The 19,641-nt window shown below is 52.1% G+C and carries 21 protein-coding genes; 12 read left to right on the top strand and 9 right to left on the bottom strand.

Translation table 11 applies throughout. The features are described from left to right. Window positions 1-8 precede the first annotated feature (8 nt). Window positions 9-635: a guanylate kinase gene (gene gmk / locus ACXAGQ_RS06780; protein ID WP_107298955.1), complete on the bottom strand. Its 627-nt coding sequence runs from the start codon at window positions 633-635 to the stop codon at window positions 9-11. Between the two features lie 190 nt (window positions 636-825). Continuing rightward, a complete protein-coding gene (locus ACXAGQ_RS06775; RefSeq protein ID WP_475237871.1) occupies window positions 826-1,689 on the bottom strand; it encodes a YicC/YloC family endoribonuclease in 864 nt (287 codons plus the stop codon). Window positions 1,690-1,990: 301 nt separating this feature from the next. On the opposite strand from ACXAGQ_RS06775, the gene rph reads away from it, so the two are divergent. Then, entirely contained in the window at window positions 1,991-2,707 is a 717-nt protein-coding gene (rph, locus tag ACXAGQ_RS06770) for a ribonuclease PH (RefSeq protein WP_107298957.1), read from the top strand. A 124-nt stretch (window positions 2,708-2,831) separates the two neighbouring features. After that, window positions 2,832-3,473 carry an orotate phosphoribosyltransferase gene (gene pyrE / locus ACXAGQ_RS06765; protein WP_475237874.1) on the top strand — a complete coding sequence of 214 codons (642 nt, stop codon included), beginning with the start codon at window positions 2,832-2,834 and terminating at the stop codon, window positions 3,471-3,473. A 249-nt stretch (window positions 3,474-3,722) separates the two neighbouring features. Here pyrE and ACXAGQ_RS06760 read toward each other — a convergent pair whose 3' ends face one another. The 3 genes from ACXAGQ_RS06760 to coaBC all read right to left on the bottom strand — a co-directional run bounded on the left by ACXAGQ_RS06760 (window position 3,723) and on the right by coaBC (window position 6,970). Then, entirely contained in the window at window positions 3,723-4,757 is a 1,035-nt protein-coding gene (locus ACXAGQ_RS06760) for an IS110 family RNA-guided transposase (protein ID WP_475252402.1), read from the bottom strand. Between the two features lie 213 nt (window positions 4,758-4,970). Next, on the bottom strand, window positions 4,971-5,561 hold the full coding sequence (slmA, locus tag ACXAGQ_RS06755) for a nucleoid occlusion factor SlmA (protein ID WP_044622315.1): 591 nt from the start codon (window positions 5,559-5,561) through the stop codon (window positions 4,971-4,973). 197 nt (window positions 5,562-5,758) lie between these two features. Beyond that, a complete protein-coding gene (gene coaBC / locus ACXAGQ_RS06750; RefSeq protein WP_475252747.1) occupies window positions 5,759-6,970 on the bottom strand; it encodes a bifunctional phosphopantothenoylcysteine decarboxylase/phosphopantothenate--cysteine ligase CoaBC in 1,212 nt (403 codons plus the stop codon). Window positions 6,971-7,243: 273 nt separating this feature from the next. Here coaBC and radC point away from each other — a divergent pair, with 273 nt between their 5' ends. From radC to ACXAGQ_RS06715, 7 genes are all read left to right on the top strand, one after another. After that, window positions 7,244-7,918 (top strand): RadC family protein, encoded by a 675-nt coding sequence (radC, locus tag ACXAGQ_RS06745; protein ID WP_475252745.1) that lies wholly within the window; start codon window positions 7,244-7,246, stop codon window positions 7,916-7,918. Window positions 7,919-8,091: 173 nt separating this feature from the next. Beyond that, window positions 8,092-8,328, top strand: coding sequence for a 50S ribosomal protein L28 (gene rpmB / locus ACXAGQ_RS06740; protein ID WP_036818767.1), 237 nt, complete (start codon window positions 8,092-8,094; stop codon window positions 8,326-8,328). Window positions 8,329-8,341: 13 nt separating this feature from the next. After that, on the top strand, window positions 8,342-8,509 hold the full coding sequence (gene rpmG, locus ACXAGQ_RS06735) for a 50S ribosomal protein L33 (protein WP_004405486.1): 168 nt from the start codon (window positions 8,342-8,344) through the stop codon (window positions 8,507-8,509). A gap of 186 nt (window positions 8,510-8,695) precedes the next feature. Beyond that, window positions 8,696-9,187: a hypothetical protein gene (locus ACXAGQ_RS06730; RefSeq protein ID WP_475252743.1), complete on the top strand. Its 492-nt coding sequence runs from the start codon at window positions 8,696-8,698 to the stop codon at window positions 9,185-9,187. Between the two features lie 34 nt (window positions 9,188-9,221). Then, entirely contained in the window at window positions 9,222-10,031 is an 810-nt protein-coding gene (gene mutM / locus ACXAGQ_RS06725; RefSeq protein ID WP_475252741.1) for a bifunctional DNA-formamidopyrimidine glycosylase/DNA-(apurinic or apyrimidinic site) lyase, read from the top strand. 169 nt (window positions 10,032-10,200) lie between these two features. Beyond that, the gene (locus ACXAGQ_RS06720; RefSeq protein ID WP_475252739.1) at window positions 10,201-11,208 is read left to right on the top strand and encodes an NAD-dependent epimerase; all 1,008 of its coding nucleotides are present in this window, start codon (window positions 10,201-10,203) and stop codon (window positions 11,206-11,208) included. Window positions 11,209-11,362: 154 nt separating this feature from the next. Next, on the top strand, window positions 11,363-12,742 hold the full coding sequence (locus ACXAGQ_RS06715; RefSeq protein WP_475251517.1) for an IS4 family transposase: 1,380 nt from the start codon (window positions 11,363-11,365) through the stop codon (window positions 12,740-12,742). Window positions 12,743-12,788: 46 nt separating this feature from the next. Here the strand turns inward: ACXAGQ_RS06715 and coaD are convergent, their stop codons facing one another. Then, window positions 12,789-13,274 (bottom strand): pantetheine-phosphate adenylyltransferase, encoded by a 486-nt coding sequence (coaD, locus tag ACXAGQ_RS06710; protein WP_475252737.1) that lies wholly within the window; start codon window positions 13,272-13,274, stop codon window positions 12,789-12,791. A 27-nt stretch (window positions 13,275-13,301) separates the two neighbouring features. Further along, window positions 13,302-14,339: a glycosyltransferase family 9 protein gene (locus ACXAGQ_RS06705; RefSeq protein ID WP_475252735.1), complete on the bottom strand. Its 1,038-nt coding sequence runs from the start codon at window positions 14,337-14,339 to the stop codon at window positions 13,302-13,304. 91 nt (window positions 14,340-14,430) lie between these two features. Between ACXAGQ_RS06705 and ACXAGQ_RS06700 the strand changes: the two genes are divergently transcribed. Further along, complete coding sequence (locus ACXAGQ_RS06700; protein ID WP_475252733.1) at window positions 14,431-15,138, top strand: 3-deoxy-D-manno-octulosonic acid kinase; 708 nt, start codon at window positions 14,431-14,433, stop codon at window positions 15,136-15,138. On the opposite strand, the gene waaA is transcribed toward ACXAGQ_RS06700, so the two are convergent. After that, the gene (gene waaA, locus ACXAGQ_RS06695; RefSeq protein WP_475252731.1) at window positions 15,135-16,424 is read right to left on the bottom strand and encodes a lipid IV(A) 3-deoxy-D-manno-octulosonic acid transferase; all 1,290 of its coding nucleotides are present in this window, start codon (window positions 16,422-16,424) and stop codon (window positions 15,135-15,137) included. The genes ACXAGQ_RS06700 and waaA overlap by 4 nt on opposite strands. 140 nt (window positions 16,425-16,564) lie before the next feature. On the opposite strand from waaA, the gene ACXAGQ_RS06690 reads away from it, so the two are divergent. Together ACXAGQ_RS06690 and ACXAGQ_RS06685 are read left to right on the top strand one after the other, a co-directional pair. Then, on the top strand, window positions 16,565-17,629 hold the full coding sequence (locus ACXAGQ_RS06690) for a CDP-glycerol--glycerophosphate glycerophosphotransferase (protein WP_475252729.1): 1,065 nt from the start codon (window positions 16,565-16,567) through the stop codon (window positions 17,627-17,629). A 48-nt stretch (window positions 17,630-17,677) separates the two neighbouring features. Beyond that, the gene (locus tag ACXAGQ_RS06685) at window positions 17,678-18,448 is read left to right on the top strand and encodes a glycosyltransferase family 2 protein (RefSeq protein WP_475252727.1); all 771 of its coding nucleotides are present in this window, start codon (window positions 17,678-17,680) and stop codon (window positions 18,446-18,448) included. Window positions 18,449-18,542: 94 nt separating this feature from the next. On the opposite strand, the gene ACXAGQ_RS06680 is transcribed toward ACXAGQ_RS06685, so the two are convergent. Further along, on the bottom strand, window positions 18,543-19,628 hold the full coding sequence (locus ACXAGQ_RS06680) for a glycosyltransferase family 52 (RefSeq protein ID WP_475252725.1): 1,086 nt from the start codon (window positions 19,626-19,628) through the stop codon (window positions 18,543-18,545). Window positions 19,629-19,641: the final 13 nt, after the last annotated feature.

The following is a 19,641-nucleotide window of genomic DNA, read 5'->3' as shown; positions in this document are numbered from 1 at the left end:
AAAAATACTTACTGTTCTGCCAGTAGAGCATTGAGCATGCTGTTATATTTAGCAGCTTGCTTGTCTTGCTTCAATCGTTCTGCACGGATAATGGCTTTGAAATCCATTAGCGCAACATCGAAATCATCATTAACGATCACATAATCGTATTCGTTGTAATGGGAGATTTCTGAACGGGCTTCCTCCATGCGGCGGGCGATAACAGCATCGCTGTCCTGGCCACGGGCATTGAGGCGGCGCTCCAGCTCTTCTTTCGAAGGCGGCAGGATAAATAGGCTTTTTGCTTGTGGCATCTGCTTGCGGATCTGGCGGGCACCCTGCCAATCGATATCGAGGAATACATCGATACCCTTGTTCAGTTGCTGCTCGATCCAAGGGCGAGATGTGCCGTAGTAGTTGCCGAAAACTTCAGCGTGCTCAAGGAATGCACCTTGCTCTACTAGTTCTTGGAACTCTTCTACGCTAACGAAATTGTAATGAACACCGTGCTCTTCGCCCGGACGCATGCCGCGGGTCGTATGAGAGACGGATACTTTCATGTCATAGACCGGGTTGGTTTCCAACAGGGCGTTAATCAGACTGGATTTGCCTGCGCCGCTCGGGGCCGACACAATGTATAGAGTACCTTTGCTCATTGCCTATTTTCACTCAGTGATAGAAGGGCGCGCAGATTATCATGATCCGCGCGCAAAAGAAATTAGCTGGTTGCTTGAAAATTCAACTTTTTGCTCGAGTTAAAGTTAAGCCTAGTTGGAATTTATGATCATTTCATGCCAGTGCAATGATCACCCCGAGCTTTAGCGCTGCCCGGGGCGCAATGGGAGGTTACTCGATATTCTGGATCTGCTCGCGCATCTGCTCGATAAGCACTTTCAGCTCAACGGCAGCAGCAGTGATCTCGGTATTGATCGATTTCGAGGCCAGGGTGTTCGACTCGCGGTTGAATTCCTGCATCATGAAGTCCAAGCGACGGCCGCAGGCGCCGCCTTTTTTCATGATTTTCTGGGTTTCCTTGACGTGAGAGTCCAGGCGGTCCAGCTCTTCGGCGACATCGCTCTTTTGTGCCAGCATGATCAGCTCCTGCTCGACGCGGTTGGCGTCTAGCTCGACCTTAGCTTCTTCTAGGCGGGTCATGATACGCTCACGCTGCCAGTTCAGTACTTCCGGCATCATGCTGCGAACCTTGGTTGCCTCGACAGAGATCGCTTCAAGGCGCTGGTCGATAAGCGCTTTCATATTTTCGCCTTCGCTGGCGCGGGCGGCAATGAAGTCATCAACCGTGCTATCGAATGCAGCGAGCAAATCTTTGTTGATGGCATCGAGATCTTGCTCCGGCGCTTCCATCACACCCGGCCAGTTTAGGACCTGGAATGGGCCAACACTGCCTTCGCCAGAGGTTTCTTTGACCCACTTGGCAGCATTGATCACCTGTTTGGCCAGCTCTTCATTTATTTTCAGCTCGGTATTGGCCGCCGGGTTCACTTCGAAACGCAGGTTGCATTCTACCTTGCCGCGGGCCAGACGCTTGCGGAAACGCTCACGCAGAACAGGCTCCAGGCTGCGGAATTGCTCAGGCATACGCAGGTAGGTTTCAAGGTAGCGTTGGTTTACCGAGCGGATTTCCCAAACGGCTGTGCCCCAGTCGGCTTTGACTTCGCGACGGGCGTAGGCGGTCATGCTATGAATCATTGGCTAGTGGCCTCTAATAGTGGTGGTTGATAACTGCTTTGGGTGGAGTGCCTTGGGCAAGCCACCGTCATCGATGTGCAAGTGGTGCGCAGTTATCTGGATGTCACGATTATACTTAGCCTTAAGCATATACCCAAGTAACTTCAAGTGGTTTGGATCTGCAAGTGCCTCTTGATGGGGAGCTGGTGATTCTGCCAGCAGTCAGTGCCATTAACACCGTGCTGGTTGGGTTTCACGTGCACAACGGGTTGGTTGTGGCTATAATCGCCGGTTAATGTCATCCAGCCAGAGGGAGCCACTGATGCGTCCAAGCGGAAGAAGCAACAACCAAGTTCGTCCTATTACTATTACCCGCAATTTTACTGCCCATGCCGAAGGCTCGGTATTGGTAGAGTTTGGTGATACCAAGGTAATTTGTACTGCAAGTGTGGAAGAGAACGTGCCACGCTGGCTGAAAGGCAAAGGGCAAGGTTGGGTGACGGCAGAATATGGCATGTTGCCGCGTGCGACCCACTCGCGCAACCGCCGTGAAGCAGCTGGTGGCAAGCAGGGTGGCCGCACCATGGAAATCCAGCGCCTGATCGCCCGTAGCCTGCGTGCCGCGGTTGACCTAGAAGCGCTAGGCGAGCAGATGATCACGGTTGACTGTGATGTTATCCAAGCCGATGGCGGTACCCGCACTGCGTCTATTACCGGTGCGATGGTTGCCCTGGTTGATGCTATTAACTACATGCTGGAGAAAGGCATGCTCAAGGCCAGCCCGCTGAAAGGCATGGTCGCGGCAGTGTCGGTCGGTATCTACAATGGTGAAGCCATTTGTGATCTGGAGTATGTTGAAGACTCGGCAGCGGAAACGGACATGAATGTGGTTATGACCGAAGAAGGTAAGATGATCGAAATCCAGGGCACGGCAGAAGGCGAAGCCTTTAGCCACGAAGAATTGCTGGCGATGCTGGCTCTGGCGAAAGACGGCATTGCCGATATTGTTAGCGTTCAGAAGCAAGCGCTGGAAAGTTAGTTTTTTAAAGCGGTTCCTATTGGAGCCGCTTTTTTTTGGCCTGGGTTTCGTGTTGCCTGGCAATGCAGTCTAGGCCTTAGATTTAAATCGTGTAATCACAAGTTGCATCTAGTAAGGAGAAACCATGAAAGCATATCAGCGTCAGTTCATCGAATTTGCCTTGGAGAAAGGGGTACTGAAGTTTGGTGAGTTCACACTGAAATCTGGCCGCAAGAGCCCGTACTTCTTCAACGCGGGTTTGTTCAATACTGGTCGTGACCTTGCACGCCTAGGCCGTTTCTACGCTGAGGCTTTGGTTGATGCCGGTATCGAGTACGATGTGTTGTTCGGCCCTGCGTACAAGGGGATCCCAATCGCGACGACAACAGCGGTGGCACTGGCGGATCACCATGATGTGGACACCCCATACTGTTTCAACCGCAAGGAAGCCAAAGCCCACGGTGAAGGCGGCAACCTGGTAGGTAGCGCACTGGAAGGCCGCATCATGCTGGTTGATGATGTGATCACTGCCGGTACGGCCATCCGTGAGTCGATGGAAATCATCAAGGCTAACGGTGCTGACCTGGCTGGTGTATTGGTGGCCATCGACCGCCAGGAAAAAGGCAAGGGCGAGCTGTCTGCTATTCAGGAAGTCGAGCGTGACTTCGGCTGTGCGGTGATCTCTATCGTGTCATTGGGCGATGTGGTGAATTACCTAGCAGAGCAGGACGGTATGGAGCAGCACCTGGAAGCGGTGAAAGCGTACCGTGCAGAATACGGGGTATAAGGTTTTAGAACCTAGATCCTAGTTCCTTATATGGACTCCCTTGAGAAATCAACAAAGGAACAAAATCAAAACAAGGTATAGATGCGCACTTATATACGGGCTTCTTTGGGGAGCTACCCCGCCCTAAAATGTAGTCGCACCAGTAAGCTAACCCTAGAAAGCGGTATCTAAGCACCTCAGGAACCATCTAGCTTTTACTGGTCGGTCTTACCTGTTTTACATCGCTCTTTGTTGATTATGACCAGTGTACTAAGCCAATCCAACAGGCTGGTACACTGAGTCATTTTTTAATATCGCATACGCTGTACGCACTGTCTTATTGGCGAGGGCTACAGCAGCTATCTTCTGCCCCCTTCTCATGACTAATGCTTGGAGCCATTGCTCTTTATGCGTTCTTGCTGGGCGTTTCATTATCTGAGTAATGACTGAAAGCGCTCCTTGAAAAAGTGTTGAACGAAGTCGCTTGTCTGCACTGTACTTTGAGATATTACCTATCCGTTCTTGGCCACCAGAACTATGTTGCTTCGGAGTGAGACCTATATTGGCAGAAGCCTGCCTGCCGTTTGCAAAGTTCTCCCCTCGTCCTAGTTTTACTGCCAAACCTATCGCACTTATCGGCCCGACGCCTTCCAACTTCATCAGCTTCTGGCAAACATCGTTCGATTTTACCGCTGCTTCAAGCTGCTTTTCTAAGGATTCGGTATGCTCAATCTGGGCAAGGAAGTGCTCCCATAACCGGTGTAACATTTCCCTAAAACTACCAGGTAACCGGTTATCCCCATCTTCAAGGATATAGGGTATTTGCTCTCTCAAGCTTTTGAGCCCTTTTGGAACGACGATACCAAACTCGGCTAATAGCCCTCGAATTTGATTACTTTGTGCAATTTGATGGGAGGTTGCTAATTGGCGGGCTCGCTCTAAGGATTGCAGTGCCTGTTCATCGGCCGATTGGACACGGATATTAGGGATATGCTCCTGAGTAGCTGCAACAGCTATTGCCAATGCATCATTCTTGTCTGTTTTCTGCTTGATTTGGAAAGCTTTAACAGCCCTGGCATTAATGACTTTCACTTCATGCCCAAGCTCAACAGCATACCTCGCCCAATAATGGGAACTACAGCAGGCTTCCATTGCGACTAAAGCCCCTTTCTCTTTAGCAAGAAGCTCCTTAAGCTTTGTCCGGGTCATTTCCCGATTAAAGAAGACTTTGCCTTGCGGGCTTCGCTTGCAAACTTGGAAAACATTCTTTGCTAAGTCGATGGCCAATGTATTAAGGTCGTTCATGTATGGACTCCTTTTGGCTAATCTTTCGTCGGATTAAGACCGTAACTCCTCAGGGAGAGGGAGTCCATACATCTAGGAAGAGCGGGGCCTAGGAAAAGCAGAACCCATAGCTGCAGATAAAAAAGCGAGAGGTTTTCACCTCTCGCTTTTTTATGTTCGCTATTTCTAGGAATCAGGAACCAGGAACCAGGAACTAGGATCTCGTTTCCGCTCTTAACCTAGCTCTGCGCTCAGCAGGTGCCAGTAGTCGTCGAAGTTGGCGGTCGGTTTGTACTTGAAGTTCGAGCGGACAAAGCGGTTCAGGCTGCCTTCCACCTGACCCAGCAGCTGGGCGGCAAGGATAGACTCGTCAACCGGGAAGCCCTTGCCTTCTCGCAGCTTACGCTCGCGCAGGATCTGTCGCAGCTGGGTTTCGATGCGCTCGAACAGCTGGTTGATACGGGCCTGGAGGCGGTCTTGTTCAAACATCAGCGCGTGGCCGGTCATGATGCGGGTCAGGCCAGGGTTGCGCTCGGCGAAGCCGAGGATCAGCTGCAGCACCATGCGCAGGCGTTGCAGGGTGTCCTTCTCGTCATCAAGGATGCGGTTGATCCGGGTGGTGATGGCGTCTTCGATAAACTCGATTAGCCCCTCGAACATTCTCGCCTTGCTTGGGAAGTGGCGGTAGAGGGCGGCTTCCGAGACACCAACCTGGGCGGCCAGCTTTGCGGTAGTAATACGTTGGCTGCCTTGGGCAGATTCCAGCATTTGCGCCAGCGCTTGCAAAATTTCTTCGCGGCGGTTGTTTTTCTTGTTGCCAGCCATGAATAACCGTTCCTTTTCAAAATAAGACTGTCAATGGACAGGATGAAACCCGCCTATCTTAGCGGCGTAAACCTGCCGTGAAAAGCACTGCCCGCCGATACTGATCTCTTTATCGACAAAAAAAGCCCAACCTGAAGTATTGGGCTTTATATTTGATCTTATTCGGTTAATTCATCAGCAGCTGCGGGGGAGAAAACCTATTTCCCGGCTTTGTATAGCGAGACGATTTCGCTGACCAGCTGTGCGCCCAGCTCGGCCTTGGTGGTCAAAGGCAAGGCTTTGTCGCCTTGCGGCCAGAATAGGTGCAGGGCGTTTTGGTCGCTGTTGAAACCTTGCCCTTCGTTTGAGACATCATTGGCACAAATCAGGTCGAGGTGCTTGCGCGCCAGCTTGCCTCGGGCGTACTGCTCGACATCCTGGGTCTCGGCGGCAAAGCCGACGGTGAAGGGGCGCTGGTCATCAAGCGCTGCGACACTGGCGATAATGTCTGGGTTTTTCACCAAGCGGATCACCATGTCATCTTCACCGTCTTTCTTCTTCATTTTCTGATCGCTAACGTCTGCCGGGCGGAAGTCGGCGACAGCGGCACAGCCGATGAAAATATCACTCGTCGTGGCATGCTCCATCGCCGCCTGGTGCATTTGCTCGGCGCTGCTGATGTCGATGCGCTCGACGCCTGCCGGGGTGGCTAGGTTGGTCGGGCCGCTGATCAAGGTGACCGTCGCGCCGCGCTTGGCAGCCGCTTCGGCAATGGCATAGCCCATCTTGCCGGAGCTGTGGTTGGTCAGGTAGCGCACCGGGTCGATCGCCTCGCGGGTTGGCCCAGCGGTAATGGTCAGCTTGAGGCCCTCCAGATCGGCTGGCTTGAAGAAATCTTCAGCCATATGGACCAACTGCATTGGCTCGAGCATCCGGCCCGGGCCAACGTCGCCACAAGCCTGCTCGCCGCTGGCCGGGCCCCAGATATGGCAACCGCGGCGGGCAAGGGTGGCAATGTTTTCCTGGGTCGCCACATGGCGGTACATCTGCTGGTTCATCGCAGGCGCAACAGCAACTGGTGCGTCTGTCGCCAGGCAAAGGGTGGTCAGAAGATCATTGCCCATGCCTGCGGCCATGCGGGCAATCAAGTCGGCGGTTGCCGGTGCCAAAAGCACCAAGTCAGCCCATTTGGCGAGCTCAATGTGGCCCATTGAGGCTTCTGCTGCGGGGTCGAGCAAGCTGTCGGAGACCGGCCTGCCGGATACCGCCTGCATGGTCAGTGGGGTAATGAACTCCTTGGCGGCCTTGGTCATAACGACTTGTACTTGGGCACCGCGCTCAATCAGCCGGCGCGTTAGCTCTGCACATTTGTATGCCGCGATGCCGCCGCTGATCCCAAGGAGTATTTTTTTTCCTGCCAAAGTTTGCATCTTATTGCCTGCTCTCGATATCCGGAATGTTAATGCGCCACACCTTACCACCAAAAAATGCCAGCCACCAAAAAAAGCCGGCTTCCTTGCCCAGGATCAAAATTTAGCTGGGGGCCAAAGGGCAATAGGCAGTGGCACAATGCGAGCGGGTTGGCATTTCCCTGTTGGGTGCAACAGCCATGCCGGGATGTTTTGTGGTAAGGGCAGGAGAACGGGGGCTAGCTTTGGCAAACGGACGGCAAGCGGCCTAGTTTGGCCTCAGGAGGAAATGATATGTCGCTAAAGTTGTTGCCTGAGCAGTCCAGACCGAGGGAAAAACTGCTGGACCGTGGCCCGGGTGCGCTCTCGGATGCCGAACTGTTGGCTATTTTTTTGCGTACCGGCATCGCCGGGATGAATGCGATAGAGCTGGCGGCAGAGCTATTGGAACAGTTTGGTTCGCTGCGGGCGCTGCTGGCGGCGGACAGGGCGACGTTCTGCCAGTACAAGGGCTTGGGGCCGGCTAAATATGCTCAGCTGCAAGCGGTACTGGAGATGAACCAGCGCCATCTCGAGGAAACACTCAAGAAGGAGGATGCGCTGACAAGCCCTGCCCATACAAGACGTTATCTCACCCATGTACTGCGCGACCGCCAGCGCGAAGCGTTTTATATTTTGTTTCTCGACAACCAGCACAGGGTGCTCTGCGGCGAGGTGCTTTTCGAGGGAACCATCGATGCTGCGAGCGTTTATCCGAGGGAAGTTGTAAAAAGATCGCTAGAACTTAATGCAGCCGCGCTCATTTTAGCGCATAATCACCCGTCAGGCGTGGCAGAGCCAAGTCAGGCAGATCGCCGAATAACCCGCCGCATCAGTGATGCATTGGCGTTGGTGGATATTCGGGTTCTGGATCACTTTGTTGTCGGTGACGGAGAAATCACTTCTTTTGCAGAGCGAGGATGGCTATAAAATGGTCATTTTTTGCTTAAAAAGTTGAGAAAGGACTGCTCGGGACTTGAGCAACTGGTTTTGACTTAGTATAATGCGCGACCTTTGATAGCTGTGGTTGTATGTGAGAATTGTTTTTCACATTGAAATAGCCACGGTAGATATCGAGCTGAAACGATTTGGAGAAGACAGTAATGTCCCGAGTATGCCAAGTAACTGGTAAGCGTCCTGTAACGGGTAACAACCGTTCACACGCACGTAATGCCACCAAGCGTCGTTTTCTGCCGAACCTGCAAACTCATCGTTTCTGGGTAGAAAGCGAAAAACGCTTCGTTAAACTACGCCTTTCTGCGAAAGGTATGCGTATCATTGATAAGAAAGGTATCGACGCCGTTCTTACTGATATGCGTGCTCGCGGCGAGAACGTTTAAGAGGATTTGAACAATGGCTAAAGGCATTCGTGAGAAGATCCGTCTAGTATCATCTGCTGGTACAGGCCACTTCTACACTACCGACAAAAACAAACGTAACATGCCAGGCAAATTCGAGATCAAGAAATTTGATCCTGTAGTTCGCAAGCACGTTATGTACAAAGAAGCTAAAATCAAGTAATTGGTTATTCGCTTTTTTGATAAAAACCCAGTTTTCTAACTGGGTTTTTTTATACCTGAAATTCGCCTCCCGGTTCCGAAACCCGCTTTTCCCGCTGATTTCCTGCTTCAATATCCCTGCATTATTGCGTCCTAGGCGGTATAGTTTGTTCATTCATACTTTTCCGGACTTTCAAGGAGTGTTGCGATGAGGCTATCTCGCCGTGGCTGGAACAATGTGATTATCATCGCCGTGATCTGCTTCATCGCTGTGATCCAGCTACCCGAGCTGGTCAAACAGCGCTTTGGCGGTGAGGGCGGGGCCCAAATCCAACCCCAAGCAGGGATGACCGCATTGTTGCCAGCTCAGTCAGCTATCGAGCAGTTGCATTTACCTCTCACCAGCCTCAATCTCGAGGATAACAGCTGGCGGGCTAGGCCAAGGGTCGCACTGCCAGCTGAGCAGCTGGTTAGCCATTGGCAGTCGCTGGCTGGTACTGCCGTCAGCGATGAGATGGTCGGCAAGCTCAAGCCGACCTTGCCGCCACCGAGCAGTGTCGAAATATGGCTGGCAGATATAGAAGAGCCGATCAGGGTAACCGTCTACCAGCAGCCGCAGTTCTGGCTGATGAACAACTGGCAGGGGGAGTGGCTCGCGGTATCTGTGGCAGAAGCCTATTTGTTCCCGCCAGTGTTATAGTGGGTCAATAACTCGAACAATTATTGAGAAAGCCATGCCTGAATTACCTGAAGTTGAAGTCAGCCGGATGGGGATCGCCCCCCATGTCACCAACCAGACGGTGACGGAAATTATTGTCCGCAACCCCAAACTGCGCTGGCCGGTACCGGAGGAGATCAGCCAGATCGAAGGACAGGTGATCCGCCGGGTATCCCGCCGGGCGAAATACTTGATGCTCGAAACTGATGCCGGTTATGCCATCGTTCACCTGGGGATGTCCGGCAGCCTGCGGGTTCTGCCAGCGGGGATCCCGCCGGAAAAACACGACCATGTCGACTTGTGCCTGTCGAGCGGCGAAGTGCTGCGCTACAACGATCCCCGTCGCTTTGGCGCCTGGCTGTGGCAGGCCGATGACGGTGAGCATCCCGTACTGGCCAAGCTTGGCCCTGAACCGCTCAGCGAGGTGTTTACCGCGGATTACCTGAAGGAAAAAGCCAAAGGCAAACGCACGGCGGTGAAGCAGTTTATTATGGATAACCACGTGGTGGTCGGGGTCGGTAATATTTACGCCAATGAGTCCTTGTTTGCCGCGGGGATCCACCCCAAGCGGGAAGCCGGCAAAATTTCCGGCCCGCGCCTTGCGCTGTTGGTTGACGAAATCAAGTCGGTGTTGGCCTTCGCTATCAAGCAGGGCGGCACGACCCTGAAAGACTTCAAAAATGCTGACGGCAAGCCGGGGTACTTTGCCCAGGAGCTCCAGGTTTACGGCAAAGGCGGAGAGCCTTGCCCGCGTTGCGACAAGCCGCTTAGCGAGGTGAAGATCGGACAGCGGGCGACGGTCTACTGCAGTGGTTGCCAAAAATAGGGGCTGTGCTTGCCCTGGCCGATTCAGCCAGGCTGAACCTCGGTGTCAGTATTATTGACCAGGCTTTTGCTTTGCAGTGCTACCGTCGTTAGCACGCGGGTGCTATGATCCTGCCACGCATCGTTATACTAAGTATGGATAACGAATACATTTTGTAAGGTCTATGCAGATGAAGAAGTATTTGGTTACCGGCGCAGCCGGCTTTATCGGGAGTGCCGTGGTGGAGCGGCTGTGTGCCATGGGACACGAGGTGGTCGGGATTGATAATCTCAATGACTATTACGAGGTGTCACTGAAAGAAGCGCGCTTGGCGAGGATTGCCCACCCGCACTTTACTTTTACTGCGCTAGATCTGGCTGACCGCGACGGTATTGCCAACTTGTTCGCCGAACAGCAGTTTGACCGTGTGATCCACCTTGCGGCACAGGCCGGTGTCCGCTACTCGATCGACAACCCGCTGGCTTACGCAGACAGCAACCTGGTCGGTCACCTGACCATCCTTGAAGGCTGCCGCCACCATAATATTGAGCACTTGGTATATGCCTCTTCCAGCTCGGTCTATGGCCTTAACCAAAAGATGCCGTTCGATACCGCCGATAGTGTCGACCACCCAATATCCCTGTATGCAGCGACCAAGAAGTCGAATGAGCTGATGGCGCATACCTATTCGCACTTGTACGGTGTCCCGACAACGGGCCTGCGTTTCTTTACCGTATACGGCCCTTGGGGACGCCCGGATATGGCGCTGTTCAAGTTCACCAATGCCATTATTGAAGGGCGTGAAATCGATGTGTACAACAATGGTGACATGCGCCGAGACTTTACCTATATCGATGATATTGTCGAGGGGATCATCCGTATCCAGGATGTGATCCCAGCCAAGACGCCGGATTGGACAGTAGAAGCCGGTACCCCAGCCACCAGCTCGGCCCCTTACAATGTGTACAACATTGGCCATGGCAGCCCGGTCAAATTGATGGACTTCATCGAGGCACTGGAAGAAGCTCTGGGTATTGAAGCGAAGAAAAATTTCATGCCGATGCAGCCGGGCGATGTCTACGCCACATACGCGGATACTAAAGATCTGTTTGAAGCCACGGGCTACAAGCCGGAAGTGAAGGTGAAAGAAGGCGTGAAAGCCTTTGTTGACTGGTACCGTGAGTATTACCAACGCTGAAGCTAATTGCTGCCTTTGGGCAGCCTGAGTAACAAAAAGGAGGCTGCGGCCTGTCTCTTATACACAAGTCCCCCGCCTCATGGCGGGGGCTTTTTTTGAACTCTTTTTCTTTATTGCGATCCGATCTTACACAATATGAGTAAAGGTCATCATCATGATAGGGAATTCTACTTTAGAATGGGCTCAACAAACCTTTTCGCATGCCAAGCTTGGCGACTCTAGACGTACACAACGACTAGTCCAATTAGCCAGTGATATGGCATCTAATGTTGGAGTGTCTATTGTGCAAGCCTGCCCTAATCCCGCCTCTATTGAAGGGGCATATCGCCTCATCCGTAACCCTGATGTTGAAGCCAATGCGATAGCTGAAGCCGGTTTTGTGGCAACAACTAACGAGGCTGAAGCGCATGACTTATTACTTGCCCTTGAAGACTCCACCGCTCTAACCTACACGCATAAAAGCCTCTCCGATGAACTTGGTCACGTGAACTCGGGAAATCGAACCCGGGGGATGCTAGCTCACTCTGTTCTGTTGTTTGCACCACGCGAGCAAAAGGTTGTGGGGCTAATCGAACAACAGCGGTGGACGAGGGATATTGCGACTCGAGGCCGGGGACATAAGTTCGCCAAGCGACCGTATGAAGAGAAGGAGACCTTCAAGTGGCAACAGGCATCAACCGCAATGTCTGAACGTTTAGGTCAACTCCAAGCCCGAGTCATTTCAGTGTGTGATAGGGAGTCAGACATCTACGAATACTTACATTACAAGCTGACCAACCAGCAGCGTTTTGTTGTGCGCTCGACCTATAGTCGCTGCATTGAGGAAAGTGGTTATAAGCTCCATGATTATGCAAAGGAGTTATCCCCATCGGGACAACGAACTGTCCATATTGCTCAACGGGGTGGTCGCAAAGCGCGTAAAGCAACATTAGATGTATGCTTTGCTCCTATTACGATTAAGGTTCCAGCCAATAAGTGTGGCAAGTCACTTTCTCTGTATTATGTTGGTTGTAAAGAGCGAGGTGACAACAACGAAAAATTGGAGTGGCACTTACTGACTTCAGAGCCAGTGACAACGTTAGCGAAAGCCCAGGAGATAATCAGTTACTACGAACAGCGCTGGTTGGTTGAAGAGTTCCACAAGGCGTGGAAAAGTGATGGAACCGATGTCGAAGCACTGCAACTTCAATCAAAGGACAACCTGGAGAGAGTTGCCGTCATTCAAGCGTTTATCGCTATCCGCTTGTTACAACTTAGAGCAGAAAGCCGCGGACAAGAAACCAGTAGCTGTGAGTCTGTTCTACCCGGAATATGCTGGAAATTATTATGGGTCAAACAAGAAAATAAGCCCTTACCAACAACAGCTCCAGATCTGAAATGGGCTCGAGTTACATTAGCAAGGCTAGGCGGATGGTATGACAGTAAGCGAACAGGGCGGCCCGGTTGGGCCGCCCTATGGCGAGGCTGGTATAAATTAGCAGCAATTCAAGAAGGATACCTTATAGCCCAATCCTTTACCTCTGATGAGATGTGATCAAGAGACAGGCTGCGGCCTCCTTTTTTGTCTTTGCCTGCCGGTGTTATTTCTTACCGAGCTTTTCTAGCAGCGCCTTGCAGATCACCGGGTCGACGAACTGGCTGACATCGCCTTTGTGCAGTGCGACTTCCTTGACGATGGTGGAAGAGATGAAAGAGTTTTCTTCGGCTGGGGTCAGGAAGACGGTCTCCAGCTCTGGCATCAAGCGGCGGTTCATGTTGGCCAACTGGAACTCGTACTCGAAATCCGAGACCGCGCGCAGGCCACGTACTAGCACATTGGCTTGGTACTCTTTGGCAAAATCAACCAGTAATCCTGAGAAGCCGACAATATCGACGTTGGGCAAGTGCTGGGTGATTTGCTGCGCCAAATCAACACGCTCCTTTAGATCAAATAATGGTTTCTTGCTCGGGCTATAGGCAATGCCGACCACCACATGGTCAAACATGGCTGCCGCGCGTTCGATCAAATCGAGATGACCATTGGTGATAGGATCAAAAGTGCCGGGGTAAATAACGCGGGTTGTCATAGTCTATACCAGTCAGTAAAAATCAAATTAGGAAATCAGTTGGTCCAAAATAGCCGTGACATCATCAAGCTGGATGTCTTGCATCAGGGTGTCACCCTTGACCCGGGTGCCCCATGGCAATTCCGCCACTGGCTTGCCGTGCTGCTGCTCGGCATGTTGCTCGTAGGCGCTGGCGACATAGGCTAGGCTGTTGTAGGGGCCGGTTCGCTTTGGGTTGCTGTGGGCATACAGGCCAATAACCGGTGTCCCCTGGGTAGTAGCCAAGTGGGCCGGGCCAGTATCAGGTGCCACTACCACGTCGGCGGCGCCAAGCAGTGCAGTGAGCTGCTTGAGGCTGGTTTTGCCGATCAGGTTCACAGGAGCATGCTGGCAATGCTGGCTGATGGCTTCGCCCAGAGCGACCTCGCGCGGGGCCGGCGAGCCACACAGGATCACCTGCATCCCTTTCTCCGAGGCATAGTCGGCAAGCTGGCTGTAACGCTCGGTCAGCCAATTGCGCTCGTCCTTGCTCGCGGCTGGCGAGATGATAAGGGTTGGCTTGCCATTGGTTTGTTGCTGGGCAAAGGCTTGGTCATCGTCGCTCAGCGGAATGTTCCAGTGCGGGGCATCGAAAGGGACGCCGAGATAGCGGGCGAAGTCGGCAAAGTTATCCAGCACATGGACGCTGTCAGTATTAGGCAGGTGGCGGTTGGTGAACAGCCACTGGCCTTCTTTGGTGCGGTTTTTGCTAAAACCGATACGGTATCTTGCTTTGATCCCAACGGACAGGGCGCTGGCACGGAGCGCTGCCTGCATATGGAGCAGGGCATCGAATTTCTGGCCTTTGAGCGCTTGCCATACGGCCTTCATCCCGGCCCATCCCGCTTTCTTATCAAAGACCACTACCTTGATACCGGGCAGGTCGCCGATCAGCTGGGCTTCGATTTTCCCGCTCACCCAAGTGATCTCGGTAGAGGGCCAGTGGGCTTGTATAGCCTGCACGACAGAGATAGCGTGGCAGACATCGCCGATGGCAGATAGTCTGAGAATGCAAATTGAGCGTGGCGGGGCGGTAAATAACGCCATGACAAAGTCCTGTTAATCAATCAGAGATGAAATTATGCAGTTCAGGTAAGTGATTGTAAAATACTCTGTCCCTCAAGCTTGGAGATTAAGCGTGCAAGAATTAGCAAGCCGCAACCAGCGGATCTGGTTTGCCCCGGATTTACTGGCGGAAGACCCGCAACAGTGCTTCGACCCGTCCTTTTGGCAGCAGCAGGATTTGGTGATTGGCTCGGCCCAGGGGCGGGGGACGACCTGGTTTGTCAAAGGGACCCATCTCGAGATGGCACTGCGCCACTACCGCCGCGGTGGGCTGTTTGGCAAGCTGGTTGAAGATGCCTATTGGTTCACGGGGTGGGACAAAACCCGCTCGGTCGAGGAGTTTAGGCTGCTGGATAAGCTGGCCAGTGGCGGGGTGAGGGTGCCTCGTCCGGTTGCTGCCCGTGCGATCAAGCAGGGATTGACCTACCGTGCAGATCTCCTGGTGGAGAAAGTCCCTAATGCCAAGGATCTCGTCGCCCTGCTGGAAAAGGCTCCCTTACCGCAAGAGAACTGGCAGGCGATAGGGGGGATGGTCAGGCAAATGCACGACTTGCAGGTTTGCCATACCGATCTCAACAGCCACAACATATTGCTAGATAGCCAGCAGCAGATCTGGCTGATCGATTTTGACAAGTGCTATGAGAAAGAAGGCGAGGGCTGGAAGCAGGATAATTTGTCCCGCCTGCACCGCTCTTTTATCAAAGAGCAGGGCAAGCGGGGTATCAAGTTCACCCCGCAATGCTGGGAGTGGCTATTGGGGGGTTACCAAGCATTTGGCTAGCGCTTGGCTGATAGTTGCTGGTCGACTACCGCCAGCGTTTTTGCGACCGCGCCTTGGTTTTGCTTCACCACCTCAGCGCCAGCCTGGCCCATACGCTGGCATAGTGCAGAATCGGACAGTAATGCGCTGAGGCGCTCGCCTATTTCCCCGCCATCACTGCAGATCTCCAGTGCCCCGGCGGCTTCGAGCTGTTGGGTGATGTCGGTAAAATTGTAATAACTCGGCCCGGTCAGCACCGGTTTGGCCAGGGCAGCGGGCTCAAGCATGTTGTGGCCGCCGACCTTGTCGCCGATCAGGCTGCCGCACATCACGGTCACATCTGCCGCCCCCATCAGCAAGAGCATCTCTCCCATGGTATCGGCCAGGTACACATCGGTGTTGCTGCCAACATCTTGGCCAGACGTACGGCGGACGCAGCTCAGTTGCTGCGACAGGCACAGTTCGGCGACACTGTCGAAACGCTCAGGGTGGCGCGGGACCAATATCAGTAGGCATTCGGGGTGCTGTTGTTTGACGGCTTTGAAAGCCATAAGGATTTGCTCGTCTTCCCCCTTGTGGGTGCTGGCGGCAATCCATACCGGGCGCGTTTCTCCTAACTCTTGGCGTAATTGCTGGGATTGTTCAATCAGCGCAGGCTCTATCTGGATATCGAATTTGACCGAGCCGGTGACGCTGAGGCGGTCTGCCGGTATCCCCAAGTGGGCAAAGCGGTCGGCATCGTCTTGGTGCAGGCATAATAGGTGGTCAAGATTGGCAGCGATGGTATTGAAGACGGGCTGGAACTTGGCATAACGCCGGGCAGAGCGCTGCGACAGGCGGGCGTTCATCACGATCACCGGCACGCTGGCCTGGTGGACAGTAGCCAGGGTGTTGGGCCAGAGCTCGGTTTCCATGATCAGCATGGCCGAAGGGTTGATGGTTTTGAGGAATCCCCGCACGCACCAGGCGAAGTCAATCGGCATGTAGCGGTGTTCGACCAAATCGCCCAGCTTACTGATTTGCTCTGCCCCAGTGCTGGTCGTGGTGGTGACGACAATCGCCTGTCCGGGGTTTTCCGCCTTGATGGCCTTGATCACCGGCACGGCGGCAATCGACTCGCCTACAGACACCGCATGGATCCAGATAGGCTGGGCTTTAGGGGAGCCAGCAAGCGGTGGTGTGACACCGAAATGCTCTTTCCAGCGCGGGCCGAAAGCCGGTTTGTTGGGTCGGCGGCGGTAGAGGCCGAATAACAGTAAGGGAGATGAAGCTGCCAGTAGTACGGTATACAGGGCTCGGATAAACATACGATAGCTTATGAACTTGGGTTATTGGCATATTATAACGGTATCTATGACTGATAACAGGCTGGGAAATTTCCCATTTTTTTGCATGATTGCGATAGAATGCAGTCTAAATTTTGTAAATTGACGCTGAGGGTGGAGCCGTGAGCCAGCCGTGCAAACGCTATTTGATGTATGTTGCCCAGAACTATTCTTATGCCATGTTGCGCCCGCTGCAAGCTGCGATCCGTGAGCAGGGTGGTGAGGTATGCTGGTTTATTGAAGGTTGTGAAGCAGATCCAGGCTATATCAAGGGTGATGAAACACTGCTGACTTCTGTGGACGCGGTAAAGAAGTGGCGGCCAGACGCGGTTTTTGTTCCCGGTAATGTCGTGCCTAGTTTTATCCCTGGCGTAAAAGTGGGGGTTTTCCATGGTTTTAATGCTGGGAAACTGAACCGCCGTGGTCGTGAAGACCATTTTGAAATCCGCGGCTGCTTTGATCTGTATTGCACCCAAGGACCTGATACCACCGAAAGGTTTGAGCTACTTGCGAAAGAGCACGGCTTCTTCCGTGTTACTCAAACCGGCTGGCCTGCATTGGACCCCTTGTTTACGCCGATTCCCGATAACTCTTACTGCGCACCGCAAGATAAGCGACCTACAGTACTGATGTGCTCGACGTTTTCCCGTAATCTGACCTGTGCACCTATCCTTTACGATAAAATAAAAGCGTTGGCTGCCACTGGAAAATGGCGCTGGCTGATCCAGTTCCACCCGAAAATGGATCCGGCTATTGTTGAGCAGTATAAGCAATTACAAAGTAAAAATTTGCAATTTGTCGAGACAGATAATGTGTTGCCATTATTGCAGGCTGCTGATGTGATGCTCTGCGATACCTCTTCGATATTGTTGATGTTTTTGCTACAGCGCAAACCGGTAGTGACATTCCGAAACCAGGCGCCGGCTAGCCATTTGCTCAACGTAACCGAGGTTGAGCAGGTTGAGTCGGCTTTGGATCAGGCACTCCAGCGGCCATCGGGTTTGATGGCGCACATCGAACAATACTGCCAGACGATTCACCCGTATATGGATGGCCAATCGAGTTTGCGGGTATTGGAGGCAACCAACCTGTTGGTAGAAGGTGGCCGAGCTGGGTTGAAACCAAAGCCGCTGAACCTAGTGCGTCAATTTAAAATGCGAAAGAAGTTGGGCTATTGGAAATTGTAGGATCCGCGCTGTCAAAGTGCGGCGCATTGAGGAATAGAAGGTTATCGTATGAGAAAGCACTCACTCTCAGTGATTGTGATCACCAAAAATGAAGCCGATCGAATTGATGGTTGCTTGCGTTCTGTTGCCAAGATCGCGGATGAAATCATTGTACTTGATAGTGGCTCGACTGATGAAACGGTCGATATCTGCCGTCGTTATACCGATAATGTTACCGTGACCGACTGGCCCGGGTTCGGTAAGCAGAAGCAGCGTGCATTGGATAAAGCCAGCAGTGACTGGGTGTTATCCATCGATGCTGACGAAGCGCTTGATAATGAGATGCAGCAGGCATTGGTTGCCTTGCTAGAGCAAGATGTTATTGAGCATACGGCCTATCGCCTGCCGTGGGGAGTTACCCTATATGGAAAGACTCTTAAGTACGGCCGCAGTGCTCGCTCTGTGCTTCGCTTGTTTAAACGTGAGGGGGCGAAATTCACCCTTGATGAGGTGCATGAGACTGTTGTTCCTGCACCTGGCAGCAAGGGAGTGATGAAAGGGCTGCTTCTTCACTATACTCACCGTGATTACGGTCATGGCTTGGATAAGGCGGCTAAGTATGCTTGGCTTGGCTCGCAGAAGTACCATCGAAAAGGCAAGAAGTCATATGGATTGTTTCTGGCTTTATTGCGGGCTATTTGGACATTCTTCCTGATCTACGTGATCCGCCGAGGTTTCTTGGATGGGAGCGTCGGATTTATCGTTGCCATGACTTATGCTCAGGTAAACTTTAACAAGTATGTTGGTCTGTGGTTGCTGGAGCGGGAAAGGAGTGATTAATACACTAGAGTGAATAAATAGTTCACACTCCTCTTGGAGCAAGAAGCAATAGCTAATAAGTGTCTATTGCTTTTTGCTATTTGCCTGACAACGGTTATTTGGTATGCGGCTCGATTTTTTCTTTGATTAGCAAATGTAACCTTTTCGGGGCCTTTTTCCATGATTGCATTGTCTGCAGTGATTCGCCGATCTTATTTGTCTCAATTAGGTCTATTTTATTACATAGCTGCTCAAAGCCCATACCTGCCGAAGAGCAGATTGATAAGATCTGGACTTGTTTTGGGTAGCTTAAAAGCAGCAGCTCTAGAGGGAGCTTGGAAGGAGCCAGTTGTACATCGGGGTACCTGCTGCGGTAACTTTCTGGATCCTCTGCTGGGTGTGTTTTTATGACACAGTTTGCTCCGATTTTTTGCAGTTGAGCTATAACTTCACCATATATTTCAAAGTGATAATCGTCATCGAGCACGGGCTTATGGAACACAGGCTGCGTGGCGATGATAAAGGTATTGTCCTCTTTGCTCTGTTGCGGCTGGTAGCCGAAAAAACGGTTAAGAAAAAATATGTTGCTCGATTTCGCGATGAAATCCATTGGTTTGGCCTTTGAACGGATTTCTTCGGGAATAGCGTTCGGAGCAATTGCATAAATTGCTTTGCAGCGCTTGCTTTCACCATAAATGTAATAGGTGGGTGTCTTACCCAGCAGCAGACGGAAAAGCCACTTGGATTTATTTAATGTTATACGATAGTAGTTAGCAGTGCCGTCCTCTATCATTTGATACTCTGGTTTTAGCAAGCGAAAAAGGCGAGACATTTTATTATGTTCGTTAAAGACGAAAAGCTTGAAATCAGCATGGTTTAATGCATTGGCCAATGCCTGCCCATTTTGGCTTAATAATTCTGTGAAACCTGCCTTGAAGTTTGAAGGGAGAATAGCCCCTCGCATTGCAAGAAAGCGATAAACTCTCCCTTTCCAAGTTTGATTAAGTTGTTTACTTAATGATCGTCGGCTCAACAAACTAATAGTGATGTGTCCTGGTAGTACAGACGTGTCAAAGCTCGACGGATCAATATCTTGATAGTCGTAGAAGAAAACAATATGGCTTGGTTCAGCTTGCTCATTGGTTGCTTTGAGCAAGCTGAATAGCAAGTGCCGAACTGTTGAGCAAATATAGATAGTCATATTTGTCTAGCGA

The organism is Photobacterium sp. ABD4_091, assembly GCF_056160145.1.
The sequence above is the reverse complement of the archived record's forward strand: the minus strand, read 5'-3'. Positions and strand labels throughout refer to the sequence as shown.

Bases quoted from the DNA above. Each gene is read 5' to 3' on its own strand.
- ACXAGQ_RS06715 (WP_475251517.1), top strand. From the start codon at position 11,363: ATGATAGGGAATTCTACTTTAGAATGGGCTCAACAAACCTTTTCGCAT.
- slmA (WP_044622315.1), bottom strand. From the start codon at position 5,561: ATGGCTGGCAACAAGAAAAACAACCGCCGCGAAGAAATTTTGCAAGCG.
- ACXAGQ_RS06760 (WP_475252402.1), bottom strand. From the start codon at position 4,757: ATGAACGACCTTAATACATTGGCCATCGACTTAGCAAAGAATGTTTTC.
- rph (WP_107298957.1), top strand. From the start codon at position 1,991: ATGCGTCCAAGCGGAAGAAGCAACAACCAAGTTCGTCCTATTACTATT.
- coaBC (WP_475252747.1), bottom strand. From the start codon at position 6,970: ATGCAAACTTTGGCAGGAAAAAAAATACTCCTTGGGATCAGCGGCGGC.
- ACXAGQ_RS06685 (WP_475252727.1), top strand. From the start codon at position 17,678: ATGAGAAAGCACTCACTCTCAGTGATTGTGATCACCAAAAATGAAGCC.
- ACXAGQ_RS06720 (WP_475252739.1), top strand. From the start codon at position 10,201: ATGAAGAAGTATTTGGTTACCGGCGCAGCCGGCTTTATCGGGAGTGCC.
- rpmG (WP_004405486.1), top strand. From the start codon at position 8,342: ATGGCTAAAGGCATTCGTGAGAAGATCCGTCTAGTATCATCTGCTGGT.
- gmk (WP_107298955.1), bottom strand. From the start codon at position 635: ATGAGCAAAGGTACTCTATACATTGTGTCGGCCCCGAGCGGCGCAGGC.
- waaA (WP_475252731.1), bottom strand. From the start codon at position 16,424: ATGTTTATCCGAGCCCTGTATACCGTACTACTGGCAGCTTCATCTCCC.
- mutM (WP_475252741.1), top strand. From the start codon at position 9,222: ATGCCTGAATTACCTGAAGTTGAAGTCAGCCGGATGGGGATCGCCCCC.
- coaD (WP_475252737.1), bottom strand. From the start codon at position 13,274: ATGACAACCCGCGTTATTTACCCCGGCACTTTTGATCCTATCACCAAT.
- ACXAGQ_RS06775 (WP_475237871.1), bottom strand. From the start codon at position 1,689: ATGATTCATAGCATGACCGCCTACGCCCGTCGCGAAGTCAAAGCCGAC.
- ACXAGQ_RS06705 (WP_475252735.1), bottom strand. From the start codon at position 14,339: ATGGCGTTATTTACCGCCCCGCCACGCTCAATTTGCATTCTCAGACTA.
- radC (WP_475252745.1), top strand. From the start codon at position 7,244: ATGTCGCTAAAGTTGTTGCCTGAGCAGTCCAGACCGAGGGAAAAACTG.
- ACXAGQ_RS06730 (WP_475252743.1), top strand. From the start codon at position 8,696: ATGAGGCTATCTCGCCGTGGCTGGAACAATGTGATTATCATCGCCGTG.
- pyrE (WP_475237874.1), top strand. From the start codon at position 2,832: ATGAAAGCATATCAGCGTCAGTTCATCGAATTTGCCTTGGAGAAAGGG.
- ACXAGQ_RS06680 (WP_475252725.1), bottom strand. From the start codon at position 19,628: ATGACTATCTATATTTGCTCAACAGTTCGGCACTTGCTATTCAGCTTG.
- rpmB (WP_036818767.1), top strand. From the start codon at position 8,092: ATGTCCCGAGTATGCCAAGTAACTGGTAAGCGTCCTGTAACGGGTAAC.